Origin of the sequence: Paludibaculum fermentans, assembly GCF_015277775.1 — a bacterium.
Classification (GTDB): Bacteria; Acidobacteriota; Terriglobia; order Bryobacterales; family Bryobacteraceae; genus Paludibaculum; species Paludibaculum fermentans.
The window spans coordinates 3,600,725-3,621,625 of record NZ_CP063849.1 but is presented as its reverse complement, the minus strand read 5'-3'; the positions used below and the strand labels follow the sequence as shown (position 1 = coordinate 3,621,625).

The following is a 20,901-nucleotide window of genomic DNA, read 5'->3' as shown; positions in this document are numbered from 1 at the left end:
GCTCCTCTAGGCTCTGAACAATGCGAACATTCGCAACGCACTCATCATGCTGGTCTCCGACATCCACCGGCCCAACCCGGTCGAAGACATCAGCACCAGCAATAAAATAAACCCAAAACGGCTCAATTCGATATACCAAAAGGTGGGGATCCTGGCCGCCAGCAAAAACTTCGACCCGTCCAGCGGCGGAATCGGAATCAGGTTGAATAGCGCCAGGAACAGGCTCAGGTAGGCGGCCCGGAACAGGATCTCCGTGCCCGCATGCCAGAACGAACCAATCAGCGCCAGCACCAGGGCAAAAATGACATTGCTGCCCGGTCCGGCCAGCGCCACAATCAGCAGGCCGTTGTAGCCCCCGCGCAGCTTATTCGGATTCGTATTCACGGCCCGGCCCCAGCCAAAGAAGACACCGCCGAAAATCGAAGAAATCAGCGGCACCAGGACCGTGCCGATCCAGTCGACATGCGCCAGCGGATTCAGCGTCACCCGGCCTTCCAGGCGCGGAGTGTCGTCGCCAAGCCGGTCGGCCACCCACGCGTGCGCGAATTCATGAGGCGTGGTGAGCAGCCAGAAGATGAGGACATCCAGCAGGGCTTGGACGATGTTAGTGGGCATCTCCTATCCATGCTACACGCCGCGTCCCCTTCAGCGCGCCGCCCTGGCGCTGAGGAACTGAATTGTCGGGCTTGTGGTGACAGCGTGGCTTCTAATGAATCGCGTGACGCGCCATGCTGGGCACAATCGTCTCCGGGCTGGCGCCTTCCGCTCGCAGCTTCTTGCGGGCCTGCTTGGCGCGGTACATCCGGCGATCCGCTTCCGCCAGCAGTTCCTCCGCATTCTGCCCATCGGCCGGAAAGAACGACACCCCCACGCTCAGGCCGATGAACTTGCAGCCGCAGGCCTCGGCCCCGGCCGCCGCTGTCGCCTGGTCCAGCGCGACAATCTTCTTGACTGCCGCCTCCGCCGACAAGCCCGGCGCGACCACCACAAACTCGTCACCGCCCATGCGCGCCACATAGTCCGTATCGCGGCACATCGCACGGAATCGCGCCGCCACCCGGCTCAACACCTCGTTGCCCGCCAAGTGCCCGTACAAGTCGTTCACCTGCTTGAACCCATCGATGTCGCAAACCAGCACGGCGAGGCCGGCCTTCGATTGCGCCACCCGCGTCATCTCCTGGTCGAGATGCACGAACAGCGACCGTGCGTTCGGCAGCGCCGTGAGGTAATCCGTCGTGGCCGACGATTCAGCTTCCTTATACTTGATGGCATTCTCGACGGCGATCGAAATCTTCGAACTCACGGCCATCAAGACCCGCAGGTGGTCCTTTGAGAAGGCATCCCGCCCGGATTTGTACAGAGCCAGCACGCCCATCACGCCTTCCGCCGTCTCCAGCGGCACGGCCAGGGCCGAGTTCAGGATGCTGAATACCTTGGGATCGTTCAGATAGCCCGGCTCCACCGACGGATTCCCATTCAGGATCGGCTTGCGGTTCTGCGCTACCCAGCCCGACAACCCCTGCCCCATCGGGATCGCCAGCGCTCCGAAGATCCTCGAGTCCTCGCCGCCCACATACTCCGGCTTCAGTACATCGCCCCGCCGCACATACACGGCCATCCCGTCATAGGGGACCATCCTCTTCAGGCGTCCGGCCATCACCGACATCGTCTCTTTCAGGCTCAGCGAATTGCCCAGGTTCTGCGCGAGTTCGTACAGCGATTGAGCCTCCTGCCGCGCCGCCGCAATCGAAGCCAGGAAGTCCTGCTGGCGCCCGTTGGGCACCATGGCCGTGCCGGACACCTCCTGCCCGTCCAACAACGTCTCGCCCGGCTCCAGGCTCGCCTCCACCGGATCGCGCTCGGTCTCTTCGATGCGCGCCGTGCGTTGGACCTTCGCCTCCAACTCGTCCATCCGCTGGACCAGCAGCGCCACCACCTGCGGGTCGTAACTCTTGCCCGATTCCGAGACCACCACCTTCAGCGCCTCACCCAGGGGCAGCGCCCGCCGGTACTGCCGCTCGCTCGCCAAGGCATCCAGGCAATCGACCGTGGCCAGGATCCGCGCCGCCAGCGGAATCTCTTCCCCCTTCAGTCCATAGGGATAACCCGTGCCATCCCACTTCTCGTGGTGCGACCGCACAATCGGTACCACCGGGTATGGAAACTTCACCCGCTCCAGGATGTCCGCCCCCACCTCCGGGTGGACCTTCATCTTCTCGAACTCCTCGAACGTCAGCTTCCCCGGTTTGGAAATGATGTGCTCCGGCACGGCCAGCTTGCCGATGTCGTGCAACAGCGCCGCCGCGTGCAGCGCTTCCAGGTCCGGTTCGCCCAGCCCCATCTCCCGCCCGAGCTCCGTCGAGTAGATCTGCACCCTGTGCAGATGCCCGTGCGTGGAATGGTCCTTGGCGTCAATCGCCAGCGCCAGCGCCTCAATCGTGCGTAAGTGCAGCGAAGCCATCTGCTTCGCATGGTCCTTCTCCGCTTCCAGCTTCTCCAGGTAGAGCCCGTAAGCGCGGAAAACGACATACACCACCGGCAGGCCCAGCAGAGCCGTAAACTCGCCCATCGACCGGCTCAGGAAGCCAAACGAGGCCGCCAGCGTCGCGCCCACCAGATAATAAGGAAAGCACCAGAAGTAGCACTCCCGCCAGATGGAAGCCGGCGAGCGCTGCTCCGTCAGTCCAATCACCAACGCCACCGGAGCCGTGTTGGCGAAAAAGAAGACCACCGAAGTGGAGCCCAGGCGGACCGCCCAGAGATTGGGATCCTGGAATGCCTCCAGGTGGTAGATGAAATCCGTCGCACCCACCGCCACCGCCGTCGCGCACACATTGAATGCGAGTTGGATCGCCGTCGGCCGCTTCTTCGCATTCCAGAAACACTGCACCAGCGTCGCGCCCGCGCCAGCAATCAGGACCTCCGGCAGGGCGCGGTTGACGATGCCGATCAGCAGGAATAGGAAATGCAGCGAGATCGTCCCCGTCACGCCCGGCAACCGCAGCTTCATGCCGGACGCCACCAGGGTGATCGCCACGTACACGGCCAGCCGGATCAGATTGTCGGGCTGCCAGGTCGCGAGTGCCTGCACGATCACTACGCAGCCCGCGGCAAGCACGGCTCCGATGTAGATTTTCGCTTGCGTGGTCATTCGCGATCCTTGCGGGCGCCGGCCTCAATCGACATGTAGAGACACCGGCGCCTGCCTTACTGTTCGACCGTTAATCGAAGAGTCTGCATAGGGGAAACCCCTAAGAATCTGTTGGCTAGCTGACATTGTCGGCTCTGGTTCCGGGCACCGCCCGCTGAATAATCCTGCAGTTGGAGGCCCGTTGGCACGCTCTCGCAAGCCCGGCCTGCCTCCGGCCCCGCTCCGCGAGCCGCAACCCCTGCTCGCTCAATCAGTCCCGCCGCCCTCACCTGCCGGCGCTTCAGGCCTCGTCCGCCCGGACCTGCCTCCGCCCCGCCGCGACAAATCCAGACACTTCGTCCGGCACCCGGCGCCTGTGTCCGACAAAATGTCCGGCACCGGTCCGCCTGCTCCACCCGGAGCCTGATTTTTCAGTTACATAGGGTGATACCGGAATGGCCTGCAAGTTGCCTATGGAATACTGTCGCTCGCATTTCAAAGAAAGCAACTTCATGATCATCAATGCCAGGTCCGCAGTTCGATGCATGTTAGTCTTAGCCGCACTCGCGGTCCAGTCGCTGCTGGTTGTCGTAGCCGCCCCGCAGGATAGTGAACTCCGCGGTGGCCGCGCCCTCACCCCCGCCTCCAAACTCTCCGATGACACCCGCACGCCTCTGGCCTGGGGCCGCCAGGGCTCCCAGGGACGCATTGCCGATGCCGATTCCGAACTCCAGGACATGATCGTGCAGTACGCCGGTGACGTCACCGACGAAGATGTCGCCCAGGCCCAGATCGCCGGCGCCGAAGTCCGCCGCATGCTGCGCGAAGGCCGCACCGGCCACCTGCGCATGACCCGCAACCAGGCCCTGCGGCTGGCCGAGAACCCGAACGTTGCCTACATCACCCCCGATCGCGAACTGCATGCCACCGGACTGCTGGACTACACCGTATCCACCGTCGGAGCGGTCACGGCGCAGGCCTTCGGCTATGATGGACGCGGCATCGGCGTCGCCATCATCGACAGCGGCGTGGGCTCTGAGCAGCGCGATCTCCTGAATAGCCTCTGCCTCGGCTCGCGCATCGTGCACAACAAGGATTTCGTCACTTGGGAGCCCAACTCCTGGGACCCCTTCGGCCACGGCACGCATGTGGCCGGCATCGTCGGCGGCAACGGCTTCTGCGCGGCCAAGGCACAGTCCTTGCTCTACAACGGCATCCCGGGCGTCGCCCCGGCCTCGAACATCATCGCCCTCCGCGCCCTCGACAGCACCGGCACCGGCCGCGACAGCTCCGTCATCTCCGCCATCGATTACGCGATCTCGGTCAGGAAGACCTACAACATCCGCGTCATCAACCTCTCCCTGGGCCGCGTCATCGTGGAGTCCTATAAGCTCGACCCCCTCTGCCAGGCAGTCGAACGCGCCTGGAAGGCCGGCATCGTCGTCGTGGTGGCCGCCGGCAACAACGGCCGCGACAACTCCATGAAGACCCAGGGCTACTCCACCATCACCTCCCCGGGTAACGATCCCTTCGTGATCACCGTGGGGGCGATGAACGACAAGCAGACGCCTTCCAAGTCAGACGACCAGATGACCTCCTTCAGCTCCAAGGGCCCAACCCTGCTCGACCAGATCGTCAAGCCAGACCTGGTGGCCCCGGGCAACCGCGTCATTTCCATCAAGCCCAACACCGGCTACTTCCAGTCTCACTATCCGGGCAACACCATCCCGGGCGACTGGTTCCGCGGCGTGCCGTATGACGCTTACTTCACCCTCAGCGGCACCAGCATGGCCGCGCCCATGGTCAGCGGCGCCGCCGCCCTGCTCCTGCAAAAGGATTCCACCCTCACTCCGGATCAGGTCAAAGCGCGCCTGATGAAGACCGCCAGCAAATCGTTCCCCTCCACCAGCACCGCGGTCGACCCCACCACCGGGCAGTCCTATACGATGCGGGCCGACGCCTTCACCGTAGGCGCCGGCTATCTCGATATCGTGGCCGCCCTCAGCAGCGGCGACCGGATCGCGACCAACCAGACGGCCAAATCACCCAAGGCCGTCAACCAGGGCGGTACCGTTGTGTTCAGTTACGACTCCTCCGATACCTCCGGTCTCGGCGTGGTCTGGGGCACCGGAGTCGTCTGGGGTACAGGTGTCGTCTGGGGCACCACGGTCAGCACCACCGGCGTGGTCTGGGGCACCGGAGTCGTGTGGGGCACCGGCGCACCCACGGGTACAGGCGTCGTCTGGGGTACCGGAGTCGTGTGGGGCACCGCCAACCCCTTCTCGGAATCCACTTCGGCCGCCGGGGACAACTAACGGTCACACCCCAGGCCGGGCATCGAATCGAAGTCCATAATCCTCACTCCACAGGCCGGCAACTCCTCAGCGGGATGCCGGCCCTTTTTGTATCTAAATGAGGCTTCCCTTCGCTCCGTATACGCCCAGATGGGGACTATCCCTGCCTCGGTTCAGTAACCCGATCCCTGCCTTATCGACTGAAACAGCACGACTTTGAACTTCTTGTTACGTAGATTCGCTTAGGTCACGATAGGGGTAACTGTCTCATTCTGATCTCGGTACATTCCGTATGACAGCTAGGACTCCCGCTAAATTGTAGACGCGGTGGATTCCCAGTACCCTGTGAAAGCATGTGTACTGTCCCCACGGTTCAGAGGGAGTCATTTCTTGGCATGGATGCGGTCTTCGCCAGCCAGGAAATGCTAGCCCTGATGGACCGCGTGCGCCGCTTTGCGCTCACTGACGCCAGTGTCCTCATCTGCGGGGAAAGCGGTACCGGCAAGGAGATCGTGGCCCGCGCCCTCTGCCACTACTCCAACCGCTCCAATCTGGTCTGGGTCGATGTCAGTTGCGGAGCCCTGCCCGATACCCTCATGGAGAGCGAACTCTTCGGTTTCCATAAAGGCGCCTTCTCCGGAGCCGACCAGGCCAAGGAGGGGCTCTTCGAAATCGCCGACGGCGGGACCCTCTTCCTCGACGAGATCGGGGAACTCGATCTCCGCCTCCAGGTGAAGCTCCTGCGCGTACTGGACTCCGGTGAGTACTACCGGCTGGGCGGCACCAAGAAGGTCAAGGTGAACGTCCGCATCCTCACCGCGACCAATCAGGACCTCGCCAAAATGGTCGCCGAGGGCCGCTTCCGCAAGGACCTCTACCACCGCCTGGCCCAATTGCGGCTCACCGTGCCGCCCTTGAGAAGCCGGCCCGAGGATGTCGGCGCCCTGCTCGAGTTCTTTCGCCAGCGCCACTGCCCCGACGCCATGTTCTCCCCGGCTGCCCTGCACGCCATCCATCACTGGGACTGGCCGGGCAACGTCCGCGAACTGCGCAACGCCATCATCTCGGCCGGCGCCGTTGCCACGGGCGGCCAGGTGACGTTCGACGATCTGCCGGACGAGATCCGCGCCGCCGGCAGCAGGTTGATCCTGGATCACTCGCTGCGCAATCTCTCCGCCGCGGTCTCCGGCCCCGATCCCGACGCCGACCAGGGCGGCGGCCTGCTGGAAGCCATGGAGCGCAGCCTCATCCTGAAAACCCTCACGGAGACCAACTGGCACCAGGAAAAGGCCGCCTCGATCCTGGGCATCTCCTCCCGCACCTTGAGCCGCAAGCTCAAAGTCTACATGCCCTCCGCCTGACCTCCGTCACTTCCTCAGAATCCGGATCGCGCCGAATCCATCCACGTTCCACGTAGTGACATACGTGGCAAACGGAACCCCCGTGCTCATCACCCTGCGCGTCGTATTCATATTGATGTAGAACTGGTGCGACGTGGTGTAGCCTTCCGGGTATTCACTCGCGGTGAAGTTCGTCACCTCTTTCTTCTGCTCCACCTTCCAGTTCTTACTCAAATCCGTCGAGTTCGCTCCGATGCCCGTCATCTCCCCGCCGGGCGCATACTCGTGGTGCGAACAGACATCCTCATACGCATCACAGAAATCCAGCGGCAGATACCCGTCCACGTTGAAGTCCAGCACCTGTGCGCGGATCGTGAACTTGTCGCCAGTCACGGTGAACACCGGTTCGCAAAACTCCGCCGCCCGGGCCGGGTTCAGTTGCCCGGCGTAGAACGCCCCCGGACCGTCGATGCTGACCACCGCCTTGAATCTGGGGTACTTGTTGAAGTCGGAGTTCTTGCGCACCGGCAGATCGCAGACGAAAGACGCGGTTTCGCCCCCCACCGAGAACTCCAGTTTGTAGGTGGCCTCGTCCAAGGCCTTGTTGGTCACCGTGGCGGAGTAGCCGTACGCGCTCCCGCTCACGGTCACATCGTGGTAAGTGGGTACATTGCCGTTCACCACCATGATCATTGGCCTTGAGGAGTTCTTCTTCGTGACCAGTTCCCCCTTCTGGAACGTGTATTGCGTCACCCCTTCGGCCTCGAGGTCCATCGTGACGTCGCCGGCCCGCCCCTGGTGCAGGGAATAGACCACCATCTCCGCGCCCGGCGGTGCGATCAGCGTCACTTTGAGGGGCGTGTTGTCCGGCCAGTTTTCCATGAAAGTGGGAGAGAACATCTGCGCCGACAGCGGCGGCGCTTTCCAACTGATGCTCTCCGTCCCGCCCGGCTTTGTGGACCAGTAGGGTTTGTACTCTGAAAACGTCCCGGCCAGGATGTCGCCGGGCGGCGGGTAAGACACTCCCGGGTAGACCTTGGAACCCATCCACGCCCGGCAGAACTGAATCCACCGGCCCGATAGTCGGTCGTCCCCCAACTGCCTGCGCATCGCCTCCAGAGGCGTGTAGGAAGAGACTCCGGTACCTGCTGAGATGTCGTTCAGGATCTTGCTCACCACCGCCGGCCCTTCACTGGTGTGCAGGGTCTCCAGGAACATGGATGAGCCATAGCCGTAGCTCGGCGTGTTGACCAGGCCCATGGGGCTCTTCAGGAACGTGAAGTTGTCCGACTGATCGTTGGTGCCCGGCTTCAGTTTCACTGTGCTGGGAATGAAGTCCGCGGGCGCGAAGCGCCGCTCCAGCCACGTGGAGGCCGCTTCTTCATACCACAGCCACGTATTCATGAACTGGTGACGGATGTCATAGGCCGTCCGCGTGTCGTAGAGGTTCTGGATCACGTGGAACATCTCGTGCGCCAGCGTCGGCCGGATCTCAGGGAAATCGGCGTCGTTGCGCACCCTTTTCTCGTTGATGTCCACGCCTTGGGTGGCCTTCCCGCTCACCAGTGAAATCGACCCCTCCGAGGCCCATTTATCCGCATCGCTGCCCGTGAAGGGATAGATATCGGCAATCAGCGGCCAACTTCGTTTCTTTTCAGGAAGCTGCGGCCGGGCGGAGAGATCCCAACTCATGCCCAGGGTGCCCGTCAGGTAGCTGTCTATATCGTCCATGAGCTTCGCCAGGATGACCGCCTTCGGCTGCAGGATGGCGTCGGAGTAGCGCACCCACATCCGCCCGCTGGGGCTGATCTCGGTCATCGCGTTTTCGTCCACCTGGATCCGAATGGTCTTGGTGGGGTATGCCTGATACCCCTCCCTCGACTTCGCTTTGGCGGTGGCGGAGCCCGCGGACGCGGGCAGCTCCACACTCACCCGGCCCCCGGTCACCGTAGCCGGCAGGGAAATCGCACCGGCCGCCTCGTCCGCCAGATTGCGCAGCCGCACCAGGCATGGCGCGCCTTCACTCGCGGCTACATCCACGGTCAGGGTCGCCGGGCCGAACTCTGCTGGAAGCCCCGCAATGGTGAAGACCGGCTTGCCGGCCTCCCTCAGTTGCAGATTCCGCGAAACAACCACCGTCGCGCCGGTGGTGAGCGAATTGGCCGGCACGGCCAGCGTCAGACCCCCATAGGAAACCGCTCCTTCGTTCGCGTTCAGCATCGCCGCCGCGCCGCTCGCCCAACTGTCGGCGGAAACCGGAAGTGTGACGCCACCCGCTGACTCGTAGCCGCCGGCGGCGATCACCAGCTCGTGCTCGCCGGTGGGCAGATGATCGGGAATCTTCAGGAGGATCATCTGCCCTTCCGTCGACCCCGGTAGTACGCCGGCGTACTGCACCGGCGCAAACTGCCCGCCCAGATAGGCAGTCACCGGGACCGTGGCCCGATTGCTGGGGTTGCCATCTGACCCGTCTCCTCCGCCCGCGCCCGGCGCCAGGCTGGGCGTCATGCGGCCCAGTCCGGCCACAATCACCAGGATGGACTCGCCCGCCACTGCCGGAGTTCCTGCTGTCACCTGCGACGAATCGGAGTGGTAGGCCGTCGCCGGTACCATCCCCTCGCCCCGCGGAGCAGCCACGCGCGGCGCGGCGCTCTGCAGTTCGATCAGGCTGGGCGCGCTGCTGCCGGACTCGCTCGTCACCACCACCTGCATGGCCGGCTCCTCCAACTCATAGGGGATCAGCACAATCAGCGAATCAGGCGCGGTAGAGAGCATGGGCGCCGGGAACGCCGTGGTTCCGTCCGTGAACTCAACCGACGCGCCGTTCAAACTGTACGGCGGCAGGCTGGTCGAATAGCTGCCGGCCGCCGATGCCAGGTTGTTGCCCTGGATGACCAGCCACGTGCCCGGAGCAAATTCGCCGGAATCATCCGCCCAGTTCACCAGCGAGGTGATCAAAGGAGAGTTGGGAGCCGCTTGCGCCGCCTGGCTGACGGAGTGCCTCTCCCCGGCGACGGTCAACGTCGCCGCCCGCGGCGTGGCGCTGGTGTTGGGCGACACCCGGTACTCGATACGCCCGGAACCCGCGCCTCCACTGCCCAGGAGACTCACCCAGTCCGCCTGGGTGGTGGCGGTCCAGTTGCAGCCCGCGGCCGTAGTGACGCTGACCACGCCCTTGGCGCCCTCCGCCGGAAACAGCCGTCCCGGAGGGTCAATCGAGTACGCACACACGGCGGCCGCCGCTGCCTGCGAGACCGTGAAGGCATTCCCGGCAATGGTCACGCTGCCGGTCCGCGCCGCCGCGTCCGCATTGGCGGCCACCTGCAGTGAAACCGTCCCGTTGCCCGTTCCGGACGATCCGGACCCGACCTGGATCCAACTCGCACTGCTCGACGCGGTCCACTTGCACGCGGAGCCCGTCTGCACGGCCACGGAGATCGAAGCCGCCGCCGCGCCCACTGTTTGTGAGTTTCTGTCCAGCACGTAAGTGCATTCGCCCCCGGCCGTCAGCCCGAAATAGAGCGAGTCCGCCGCGCCGTCGTTGTAGCTGCCGCCCTGGCGGGTAAACTCCAGGCTGACGATGGCCTTGCGCGCGCCCACCGATACCTTGCCTGTCGCCGTCTTGTGGATCAGTCCGCTGACACCACCCCGGTCTGCCGCCAGCACGGGCCCGAGGGGCAGGCTGCCCAGGGTGCCGCCCAGGCTGTTCTGGAAGACGACCCGCAGCACCGCGCTGTCGTCCTGGCCGCCGTAGCCCCCCAGCCACCCGTCCAGCGTGAAACCCTGCGTCCCGGCGTCGATATTGGCCGCGCTGGCCGAGAGACTCACCGTCTGCGTAATCTTCGACGTCGCGCTGTAGCCGCCCGCGAAATAGTTATGTCCTTTGTCGGCCGGGGCGGTTGAGGTGTCGGTCAGCACTCCGCCGGAATATTGATACGGTGTGACCGCCACGTCGCCATCGGTCGTCCAGCCGGGAATCGAGGCAAGCCCGGCATCCGTGCCGCTCGGGCCGGCTTCCGCGTCGCCGTTCTGCAGCAGGTTGCCCGTCAACGGGCTGGAGCCGGAGTCGGCCGTGAGGCGGACGTTATCGAGCATCGGACCAAACGGCGTCGGCGGATCCGTACCGTAAAACTCGATCGTCGTGACCGCGCTGGCCGCGACAAAACTGAACTGTCCGGTCTGCCAGCCCATCGCGCTCCACGACTTCCCGGCCGTGTCGAAGCTGTAGTCCCTGGAGTAACCGGCGGCAATGACGCGCAGGTGTTTCACCGCGGGTGCGCCATCCGGGTTGCCGGCCAGATCGAAGAGCACCGTATACGGGGTTCCGGCTGTCGTCGCCACCGCCTGCCAGACCCCGCCAGTAAGCGTGCCGCCGCCCATGTGGAGACATTGGCTGCCCTCGGAGCAGCGGACGGCGGAGCCGCCGGAGTCGACGTTGCCGTGCGTCACCATCCATCCCGTGATGCCGGATGAACCCGCTGCCGCCGTGCTTGAGCCGGAAGAGGCCGGCTGCTCGAAGCCTCCGTTGACCAGCGACGTTGCCGGCGCCGTGCCCCCCATCACGAAAGCCAACGTAACCAACGGCACGCCGTTGATTGTGATCTTCGCCAGCCAGGTACCCGTGGCCGAGGCTGCGGGCGCCCCGGCCACCAGCAGGGACGTGTCCATGAAACAGTACCCGTCCGCCTGGGCATTGGCCGCCGTCAGCGCGGGCCAGGGACCGCTGGCCGCTGCGTAGACCGTGCCGTTCGGCATGACATAGTCCACCGCGGCGACATCACCGGCCTTCTGCCCGGTTACCGTGAAGGCCAGCGCCACCAGCGGGTCCGTTGTCGCGAAACGCGTGACGGTGGGCGGGTAGCTCGCGCAGTCGGCCGGCTTGGCTGCCAGTGTCGCGGCGCGGTTAAGGGTGAGGGCGAGAGCGGGTGCGGCCAGCAGCAGAGTCAAAACGCAAGCCCGCGGCACAAAGTGCAGACAGTTGGGCATGGATCGTCTCCGGGATTCCCGCTGTGTGATAGCAGGTCTGATTATCCGAATCAAGGCCAATCCGCGGCCGGCTTCCGGCGGCAGCATGAACCGCGGATCCGCCGGATTGCCATTTCAACAATTTACTCCTTCTGAATCAATCGCTTGGCGGGAAAAGCTTGGCGGGGCGTCCGGATAATGAAAATAAGGGTGGCAAAAACCGCCCGAAGTTTTGATGGGACAGATTGAGGACTGAAAGATGGCTACGAATGCTCAGCTCGACGCGAACCGCGCCAACGCGCTTCGCTCCACGGGACCCCGCTCGGAAGAGGGCAAGGCGCGCTCTTCCCGCAACAACCTTCGCTACGGATTCCGCTCGCAATCCGTGCTGCTGCCCGGCGACGATCCGGCCGAATTTGCTGACCTGCTGGCGGAGCTCTCCTGCCACTTCGCCGTCGACGACCTCTCGTCCGCGCGCTATGTCCGCGAGATGGCCGACGCCGAATGGCGCCTGCGCCGCGTCCGCCTGCACCAGGAACTGCTCCTCTGCGAACGCATCGCAAAGCTATCCGAGACCCGCCCCGACGCCTCACCCCAGTTGCTCCAGGCCCTCGCCTTCGAAGCGCTTCACGCCGAGGCTGCCTTCAACCGGTTTTTGACGTACGAAGCCAAATTCGAACGCCAGTACGAGCGCGCCTGCCAGGGCCTGCGCAAACTGCGCGAAGCGGCGTCGAAGAAGGCGCCGGCCCAGGTAGTCGAGTTGCGGCCGAATCGAACGGTCGAACCCAATTCCGAGTCAGCCACTCCGCGCAACGCCCCGTGTCCCTGTGGCTCCGGCGAGAAATACAAGCGCTGCTGCGGCCGCAATGCCCCCGCGGTGGTCACCGCGGCGCCGCATCCGGACCCTTCGCCTACGGCACCAACTGGGATTCCGCGGTGAACTTGCGGTAATTCGTGAACCGGATCTCTTTCCGGTCGCAAAAACCTAGCCGGTCGCAGGCCTCCAGCACGCTGAGGCTGGGCATGAGCGAGGACTGTCCCCCGATCACGGCCTCTGTGTAGTCGAGTTGGAAAAACGACGACCGCACAGGGAATTCGGGCGGAAAGTCCTTGGTCTCCATAGTTAGACGGTGGATCCGGCCCGTCTCTTCTTCTACCCAGACGCTACCCGTGTATCCAGGCGAATACATCGACTGGATCCCGATGGACCAGTGTGAATTCTCGCGCTTCACCTCGTACTGGAAGCGCAGCAGTTTCAACTTCCGCACCTTGTCGGTGCCCTTGAATTTGAACTCCGCCGCCACGTCCTGGGAGAACAGATAGCGCAGCGCTGTCGCGAACTCGCCCGACGATCCCATGTTGCGCGTGCCCACCATGCGGTCGCCGGTCACGGGCGTGCCGTTCTTCCTCAGCAGCCGGTAGCGCTCCCTGCCGCCGGAGTAGCTCACTTCCGTATCGATGACATCCACCAGATGCCAGTCGTCCCGCCGGCCGGTGCCTTTCATCCGTTGGGCGGACTGCTCGCACAGAAAGTCGGGCAGTTGCTTCAGCCACTCCATGGCGTAGGTGCGCGTCTTCTCAATGCCGGGATCGGCCGCTGTCATCGCCAACAGGAGCAGGACGGCCGAAGTCATTGCGGCTGCGGCATGCCGTTCGACAAGCTGATCAACTGCTTCTTCGGATCCGTCTTCGGCTTGGGCGTCTCCGGAGTGATGGAAGGCGGAGCCGTGCCGGACTTCTCTTTCTTCGGATCCTCGGCTTCGGGGAACGAGATGTCGCTATCGGTGGTGATGATCTGCGATTCGACCGCGAACTTGCGGTAGTTCCGGAACTCGATCTCGTTGCGCACGCAGTCAAAGCCGCCGCGGAAGCAGGCCAGGTTTTCACTCTTCACCGGCAGCAGAAAGCGCTGCCCGCTGATGTTCACCCAGCCGTAGTCGACCACGGTCTCCACCGTGTCGATCTCATAATCAGACGGCAGCCGCCGCGTGTTCATCTCGATCCGCAGCACGCGCGCCGTCTTTGGGTCGATCCACACCGCGCCCTTGTAGGCCGGCTTCACCGTGCGGCCGAAGCGCACCTGCCAGTGCGAGTTTTCCTGCAGCACCGAGTAGTCGTAGACTTTGGCGTCGACGCCGGCCGCCAACGAGCTGCCGCGCACTTTGAACACGGCCCGCGTGTTGGGGTGGAAGACGTCGATCAGGATGGTCCCGAACTCGCCCGATGACCAGGTGCCGGAATCCTCCGGGCTGCCTTTCTTGACCGCCTTGCCGTTGATGCGGATATTCCGGTAATCCTCACGGTTGTTGGCGTAGACCAACTCCACCTGGACGCGGTCCTGATACTTCCAGTCCGGCTTCAAGGTCCTGCTGCGGTAGCGGTTGGTCAACTGGTCGCACAGGAAGTTCGGCAGGTTCTTGTCGAAGTCGAAGGCCGCTTCCCGGGCGCGTTCCACCAGTTCATCCGCCGTGCTGCGGCGGGTGCGGTCCGTCACCACGCGTTCCGTCGTCCCATCCTCGCCGACTTCCACTTCCCGCACGGGGGGCCGGGCGGCTGTGGGCGCTGGCGCGGCCGGAGCCGGATTGGTGGAAGTGGACTCGGGCGGCGCCACCTCTTCGTGCTTCTTCGCCGCACCGCCTCGACGCAAAACTGGCCGGCCGGGATCGTCTTCCTTGACGTCGGGGCGCACGGGCCGTTGGGTGGTCTGTGGATCCGGCTGCTGCTGCTCTTGGGCACCGGCAGCCAGCGCCAGACAAATAGCGAGAATCCAGGCGCGCGACATCCCACCTCCCTTGACGGCTCAAGTGAAAGCCGCGTTACGCCATTATCTTCTATCTCGCGGGCGCCGGGATCAAGCCCCGAACCATCATCCAGTCCTTCAAGCGGCCCGGCCACGAGGAAAGAACCGGATCCTGCTTCGCCAAACCTACGCCGTGCGGACCGTTCTGGTAGATGTGCAACTCCGCCGGAACCCCCGCCGAACGCAGTGCCATGTAGTAGAGAATACTGTTCTCGGGCGGCACGGTGGTGTCCCCGCTGGTATGGAACAGGAACGTCGGCGGCGTCTGCGCCGTCACCTTCAGTTCGCTCGAAAGATCCCACACCAAAGCCGGGTCGGGCGGATTTCCCAGCAGGTTGAACATCGACCCGCTGTGCGTGTAGCGCGTGGTGAACGAAATCACCGGATACACCAGCACCGCGAAATCGGGCCGTTCCCCTTCCTGGAAATGCGTGGACAGCGACGAGGCCAGGTGGCCGCCGGCCGAGAAGCCCATCACACCGATCTTGTTGGGATCCACGCCGAACTCCTTCGCCCGCGTGCGGATCATCGAGATGCCCTTGCGCGCGTCATCCAGCATCACCGGGTGGTGATAGCGCGGCCCCAGCCGGTATTTCAGGACAAACGCCGAAACGCCGAAGGAGTTGAACCACTCCGCGACGGCTGAGCCTTCCTTCTCCATCGAAAGCCCGCCATACCCGCCGCCCGGGCACACCATCACGGCGGCGCCATTCGGATTCGGAGCCAGGTACGCCGTCAAGGAGGGCTGGTCCAGCGCCTCGGTCCCAATGGCGCCGGGCGCGCCATTGGGGTAGAGCAGTTCCGTCTTGGGTCCCTGCGCAAAGGCGGCGCAGCATACAAACGAGAGCAATAGTGCAAATCGCATAAAGTCCTATTCGGTCAAAGCCGGTTCGTCGATCGTCAGGCTCGCTTCGTCGGCATCCAAGGTAGCCGAGATGCCCAGCGGCAGCGTCAACTGATCCTCGGTGTGGCCGATGGTCAGGCCGGTCACCACGGGCACCTTCAGATCCCCCAGAATGTTATCCAAAACTTCGCCCAGCGAGAAAGTGGAGTCGAACGACGGCTTGTAGTCGCGCGGCGAGCAGTCGGCGCACTCGCCGATCACCAATCCCTTAATCTTGCTGAACTTGCCCGCCAGCCGCAGGTGCGTCAGCATGCGATCCATGCTGTAAGGCTGCTCGTCGACGTCCTCGATGAACAGCACCTTCCCCTCGGTCTCGATCTCGAAGGGCGTCCCCATGGTGGAGCAGATCAGCGACAGGTTGCCGCCCACCAGCGGACCGCTCGCCTTGCCGCCCTGCATCGTGCGCGTGAAATGCCGCGGCCGTAGCGTATTGCTCTCCGGCGGATTCGTCAGCTTACCCATCGGCTTCGTTTCGAACAGCGCCTTGCGGAAGTTGGCCTGCGTATAGTCGGTGAACTTCGACAGCGTCACCGGGCCGTGAAAGGTCACCAGTCCGCACTTCTTATGGATCCCCAGGTGCAGCGCCGTGATGTCGCTGTAGCCCAGGAAGATCTTCGGATTCCGCCGGATCAGGTCGTAGTCCAGGCGGTCCAGCAGCATCGCCGCGCCATAGCCGCCGCGGATGCAGAAGATCGCTTTGACCTCCGGATCCTGGAACATGCGGTGGATGTCGTCCACGCGGTCCTGGATGGGTCCGCCCAGATAACCCTCGCGCTTGCCCACGGCCCGGCCGAACTTCGCCTTCAACCCGAAGTACTCAATCGTCCGCCGCGCCAGCAGCAGGCGATCCGGATCGGAGACATAGGTCGATGGAGTGATCAGCCCCACCATGTCGCCGGGCTTCAGGACCTTGGGCCGCAGCAGGGGCAGGGCACTGGGGGCAGCCGCCGCCGCGACCGGCAGCGCCCCGAGAAAGGAGCGTCGTCTCATGCTCATGGAGCTTCTATTCTAGACTTCCGGTTCGGCTTCGGCGCCGGCCGAGAACTCCGGCGGCTCCGGCTCAACAGCCACCGGCACATAGACCGGTTCCGGCGGAGGCAGCGGCTTGGGCCGCACGAACGGATCCAATTCCGCAGCCGAACCCCAGGCCATCATGCGCAGCCAGACGCGGCTGAAGACGTAGAGTTGCTGGAGGACGATGAGAGTCAGGATCTTCGCGGCCCCGCCGCCCTGCAGCCAGTTCGACACGGGCAGGTACAGCCCGGCGAAGAGAGCCAGCAGGACCGTGAGCACCAGCCAGACGCCCATGGTCTTGCCCAGGTGCGTCAACACCAGGCGCATCGAGCCGAACGCTGCGCGCAGGCTCTTGCGGCTGTCGTCCACCACCAGCCGGACCTTGGCATAGTCCATCGCCGTGCTCACCAGGGCGTACAGCAGCAGGACGAATCCGCTCACCACCCAGCCGGCGATGGTCGCCTGGTGATCTTCCATTCCTTCGCCCCACGCCTTTTCCACCAGCTTGCGCAGCAGCCGCGAGACAAGAATGGCGATGGCATAGAAGAAGATCGAGTAAAGTGCGAGCCGCAGGAAGCGCCAGAAGTAGCGCCCGCAGCCTTCGTAAAACATGCGCGGCGAATAGTCCGGGCCATCGTAGACCAGCATTTTCACCGCGCCGCCGGCCAGGAAGATGCTGCCCAGGAACAGCAGCAGCACGGCCAGGACCACCGTGGGCACAATGGCGCCGATCGGGCCGCCCTGCAGATAGAAATAGACCTCCAACAGCCAACTGATGTCGAAGCCCCGCATCAGTTCGGCGCCGTAGCGGCTATGGCCCAGGTTCGAGATGGCGACGCCCATCAGCGGCACCGCCACGAACGCGGCCATCATCGTGTGAAAGAACCAGTAGCCCACCATCATCCGCTTGCGCAGGGAAACGCGCCCGGCGGCGCCACGAATTGCTTGAAATACCGTCATGGCGTCTCTCCTTACGCGAACGAAGTCATCCACAGCGAGAGGTTCTGGATCCAGAACAGGAGTTGCATCGTCCAACTGGTGCTGAGCCGCTTGTTGTAATCCTCCTGCCAGCTGTTGTTGGCGTAGCTGACGTCCAACTTGTACTTGCGCTCCGGATCCACCTGCACCCAGTCGATCTCAGTGCCGCGCAGAAACGTGTACTTCACCCAGCGGTACTGCCCGTCCCAGGTGCGCTTTTCCGTGCCGCCGTCCTTGAAGTGAATCCACACGTCCACCGGCACCGTCGCGTCGCCCAACCGCCTGATCTTCACCGTGCACTCGTACTGCTTCTTGTACGCCTTGTTGTCGTCGTTCCTGTCATCCTGAGCGTCGGCCTCCTTGCGGTTGACCACTACGCGCTTGCCGCTCTTCTCCAGCGCGCCGATGGGCGTCCGGAGCTCCTTGCTGAGGACGTCGCCCACGCTGTAGTCCAACTGCCGGTTGCCGAAGAAGAACTGGTCGAAGAACCAGTCCAGGTTCTCCCCTGACACTTCGTTGGCTATCTTCTGGAAATCGCGCGCCGTGGGATGGCGGAAGCGCCAGCGCTGATGGTAGGTGCGCATCACGCGGGCCATCGTGTCGTGCCCCAGGTGTGCTTCCAGCGTGTCCAGTGTCACGCCCATCTTGTAATACGAGTTGATGCCGTAGCTGGTGGAGTCGTAATACTGCCAGGCGGGACGCAACATGTTGTCGCCAGCGGGAAAAACCAGGAACTGCGCGCGGTTCAGGGTGCTGTCGCTAATGCCCGGGAAGTTCATCAACTTCCACATATTCACCCCCAGCAGACGGATGGGGAGTTCGCCCAGTCCGCCATAGACCTTGTCCACCACCTTCGAGGTCGAGTAGGTATTGAAGCCCTCGTCCAGCGGGGACTCCTCGAATTCGTTCGTCGCCACCAGTTGCATCCAGAACTGATGCCCGAACTCGTGGACGGTCACCTCTTCCAGGATGTGGGACTCCGGCGGCAGCTTCCACGACGTCCCGGCGGTAATGAAGGTGGGATACTCCATGCCGCCTGCGCCGCCCGCGTTGGCCGGCGGATCGACCACGGTAATCGTCTTATACGGGTAGCGGCCATACCAGAGGCCAAACCACTTCAACGCCGCCCGCAGCGAGGCGAAGTGCCGCTCCATCTGCTCGCGATGCTCGGGTTGGACCAGCGCGATCATTTTTACGTCGCTGAGGCGCGCCTCGCTCTCGGGAATTCCGTGCAGCTTCGCGACGGCGGCCACCTCCTGCGGCGTGGTCTCCTTGTCGGCGAGGAACATGCGCTCTTCCCGCAGGTAAGTCGGCTGCGCGGTCCAGGCGAAATCGGTGACGTCTTCCTGCTCAAACGTATAGGTGCTGCGGCCGCGGCTGTCCGTTTTGCCCTTCAACTCGCCGGTGGCGCCCACCACAAACTCCGACGGGACGGTGAGCTCGACATGATACCGGCCGAAGTTGGCGAAGAATTCGCTGTTGGCGTGGAACTGATGGCAATTCCAGGCGCCTTCGGTGGAGTAGCGGAAACCCGCGGTCTCCCATACGCCGATCTTCGGGAACCACTGGCCGCCCAGGTAGAAGTCCTTGTGGAAGCCGGTCCTGGCGAAGACCATGGGCATCTTGGTCTCAAACGCGATGGAGACCTGGATCGTCTCGCCCGGCTTCACCGGCTTCGGCAGCAGGACTTCGATGACCGTGCGGTCGTCCGCGTTGTTGTCGTCGGGATGAACGAACCGGATCGCGCTGGTGAGATCGGCGCCGCCTTGCTCCATCTTCCGGATGTCGACCCAGCCCCACTCATCGCCCTTGAACTTGTCGCCCCGCAACTGCCCGCCCGACTCCTGGAAGAACGTGCTCTTCGAGTTGCCGAACGCGTTCATATAGAGGTGGAACCGCAGCGTGGGGACGGTGTCCGGCGAGTCGTTCACCCACGTCAGCACCTCGCGGCCCGTGATGATGTGCGACTTGGTGTCGAGCGTGGCCTTGATGTCGTAACTGGCCACGTGCTTGCTCATTGCGCCGTGAGCGCAGGCGGCGCAGGCGAGCAACGCAAGGACGGTTCTCATGACTATTTCTCCAGGCCGGTATGCCGGCGAATCCAGGTGGTCATTGTCTCCAAAAAGACGGGCGCCAGCGTTTCGTCGATCTGGCCGTACTCCTGCACCAGGCCCGTCTTCGCATTCTGGAACAGATGATTGAGCCCGGGCAGGCGGACGATGCGGAAGTCCTTGTTGCCGCCCTTCTTGAGCGCCGCTTCGATCGGCGGCACGTTCTGGTCCGCAATGACCTGCAGGTCCTTCTCTCCGTTCAGAACCAGCACGGGGCAGCGCAACTTTTGCAGGGTAGGGGCGGGGTCGTAGGAGGCGAACTCCCGCATCCAGGGGGAGAGGAAGCCGCGGGCCTGGGCCTCCACGCCGGGAATGCCGGCCAGCGCTTCCTTCAGCTTGTCCTGGGCGGCCTGGTCGTCCTTCTCCTCCCGCAGGATGGCAAAGATTTTCTTCTGCAGCGCTGTGTTCTGGTCAGTCACTTCCTTGGCGACGCCGGCCGCTGCGTTGAGCCGCTCGGCCTGCAGGAGCATCACTTCCGCGCCGGGCACGCCCGTGCCCGCCATCAGGACGACAAACGCCGCTTCGGGCCGCCGGGCAGCCACCATCGGGGCGATGATGCCGCCTTCGCTGTGGCCCACCAGGCCGATGCGGGCCGGGTTGAGCTCCGGCCGCTTGCGCAGGTAGTCGAGAGCGCCCTCCGCGTCGCGGGAAAAGTCGGTGGTCGTCGAATTCGCGAACGTGCCGGTGGACTTGCCCACGCCGCGGTCGTCGTAACGCAGCACCGCAATGCCGTGGCGCGTCAGGTAGTCCGACAGCACCAGGAAAGGCCGGTGGCCCATCAGGGCTTCGTCCCGATCCTGCGGGCCGGAGCCGGTGATCAGGATCGCCGCCGGAAACGGGCCCTTGCCCTGCGGCAGGGTGAGCGTTCCGGCCAGCGTCACGCCTTCCGCCTTGCTGGGGAACGCGACGTCCTCGCTCTTATAAGGAAGCGGCGGTTTGGGGTCCTGCGGACGGCCGGCCGGAGCCTGGATCCGCTTCATCGCTAGAGGCTGCTCCGACCCCTGCTTGAAAGTGCCGGAGATCTCACTGCCGGCCTCCGCCATTTTCCCGTCGAAGCTGGCGTTGATCGCTTTCATCTCCCAATGAAAAACGCCCTCGGCGAACGTGACGGAGTTCAGCGCCAGGCCGAAGGCGCCCTGTTCGGGGACATCCATCTTCGCGCTGAGCGAACCATCGGCCGCTTTCGTGACATGCACCCGCAGGCGGACCTGGCCGCGTTGCGTTTGGACCGGCCCCTCCCAACTGCCCTCGATGCCCGTCTGCCCCACTGCCGCGAGGCAGGTGAGGACTATCAGAGCCGCATGTCGGAAGAGACACATGAAGTCATCATAGCTTTGCCCAGGGCCTGATCTTCAAGCGCTCCGG

Annotated in this window: 13 protein-coding genes; 3 read left to right on the top strand and 10 right to left on the bottom strand. The window is 63.9% G+C overall.

The window, feature by feature from the left end; genetic code table 11:
* Nucleotides 1-6: 6 nt before the first annotated feature.
* A complete protein-coding gene (locus IRI77_RS14130; protein ID WP_194452687.1) occupies nucleotides 7-615 on the bottom strand; it encodes a site-2 protease family protein in 609 nt (202 codons plus the stop codon).
* Nucleotides 616-706: 91 nt separating this feature from the next.
* A complete protein-coding gene (locus IRI77_RS14125) occupies nucleotides 707-3,151 on the bottom strand; it encodes a diguanylate cyclase (RefSeq protein WP_194452686.1) in 2,445 nt (814 codons plus the stop codon).
* A gap of 524 nt (nucleotides 3,152-3,675) precedes the next feature.
* Between IRI77_RS14125 and IRI77_RS14120 the strand changes: the two genes are divergently transcribed.
* Both IRI77_RS14120 and IRI77_RS14115 read left to right on the top strand, forming a co-directional pair.
* Nucleotides 3,676-5,445, top strand: coding sequence for a S8 family peptidase (locus IRI77_RS14120; protein WP_194452685.1), 1,770 nt, complete (start codon nucleotides 3,676-3,678; stop codon nucleotides 5,443-5,445).
* A gap of 374 nt (nucleotides 5,446-5,819) precedes the next feature.
* The gene (locus IRI77_RS14115) at nucleotides 5,820-6,785 is read left to right on the top strand and encodes a sigma-54 interaction domain-containing protein (RefSeq protein WP_194452684.1); all 966 of its coding nucleotides are present in this window, start codon (nucleotides 5,820-5,822) and stop codon (nucleotides 6,783-6,785) included.
* A gap of 6 nt (nucleotides 6,786-6,791) precedes the next feature.
* Here the strand turns inward: IRI77_RS14115 and IRI77_RS14110 are convergent, their stop codons facing one another.
* On the bottom strand, nucleotides 6,792-11,750 hold the full coding sequence (locus IRI77_RS14110) for a choice-of-anchor C family protein (protein WP_194452683.1): 4,959 nt from the start codon (nucleotides 11,748-11,750) through the stop codon (nucleotides 6,792-6,794).
* A 238-nt stretch (nucleotides 11,751-11,988) separates the two neighbouring features.
* On the opposite strand from IRI77_RS14110, the gene IRI77_RS14105 reads away from it, so the two are divergent.
* Nucleotides 11,989-12,669: an SEC-C metal-binding domain-containing protein gene (locus tag IRI77_RS14105; protein ID WP_194452682.1), complete on the top strand. Its 681-nt coding sequence runs from the start codon at nucleotides 11,989-11,991 to the stop codon at nucleotides 12,667-12,669.
* Here the strand turns inward: IRI77_RS14105 and IRI77_RS14100 are convergent.
* From IRI77_RS14100 to IRI77_RS14070, 7 genes are read right to left on the bottom strand one after another with little or no spacing between them, the layout of a single operon-like run.
* A complete protein-coding gene (locus tag IRI77_RS14100; protein WP_194452681.1) occupies nucleotides 12,641-13,363 on the bottom strand; it encodes a hypothetical protein in 723 nt (240 codons plus the stop codon). The two genes, IRI77_RS14105 and IRI77_RS14100, sit on opposite strands and share 29 nt — an antisense overlap.
* Nucleotides 13,360-14,511 (bottom strand): hypothetical protein, encoded by a 1,152-nt coding sequence (locus tag IRI77_RS14095; protein ID WP_194452680.1) that lies wholly within the window; start codon nucleotides 14,509-14,511, stop codon nucleotides 13,360-13,362. The genes IRI77_RS14100 and IRI77_RS14095 overlap by 4 nt, the downstream gene beginning before the upstream one ends.
* Nucleotides 14,512-14,560: 49 nt before the next feature.
* Complete coding sequence (locus IRI77_RS14090) at nucleotides 14,561-15,394, bottom strand: alpha/beta hydrolase (protein ID WP_194452679.1); 834 nt, start codon at nucleotides 15,392-15,394, stop codon at nucleotides 14,561-14,563.
* A gap of 6 nt (nucleotides 15,395-15,400) precedes the next feature.
* Nucleotides 15,401-16,423 (bottom strand): S66 peptidase family protein, encoded by a 1,023-nt coding sequence (locus IRI77_RS14085; protein WP_194452678.1) that lies wholly within the window; start codon nucleotides 16,421-16,423, stop codon nucleotides 15,401-15,403.
* Nucleotides 16,424-16,441: 18 nt separating this feature from the next.
* Nucleotides 16,442-17,407 (bottom strand): hypothetical protein, encoded by a 966-nt coding sequence (locus IRI77_RS14080; protein ID WP_194452677.1) that lies wholly within the window; start codon nucleotides 17,405-17,407, stop codon nucleotides 16,442-16,444.
* 11 nt (nucleotides 17,408-17,418) lie between these two features.
* Complete coding sequence (locus IRI77_RS14075; protein WP_194452676.1) at nucleotides 17,419-19,494, bottom strand: M1 family metallopeptidase; 2,076 nt, start codon at nucleotides 19,492-19,494, stop codon at nucleotides 17,419-17,421.
* 2 nt (nucleotides 19,495-19,496) lie between these two features.
* Entirely contained in the window at nucleotides 19,497-20,855 is a 1,359-nt protein-coding gene (locus tag IRI77_RS14070) for an alpha/beta hydrolase family protein (RefSeq protein ID WP_194452675.1), read from the bottom strand.
* Nucleotides 20,856-20,901: the final 46 nt, after the last annotated feature.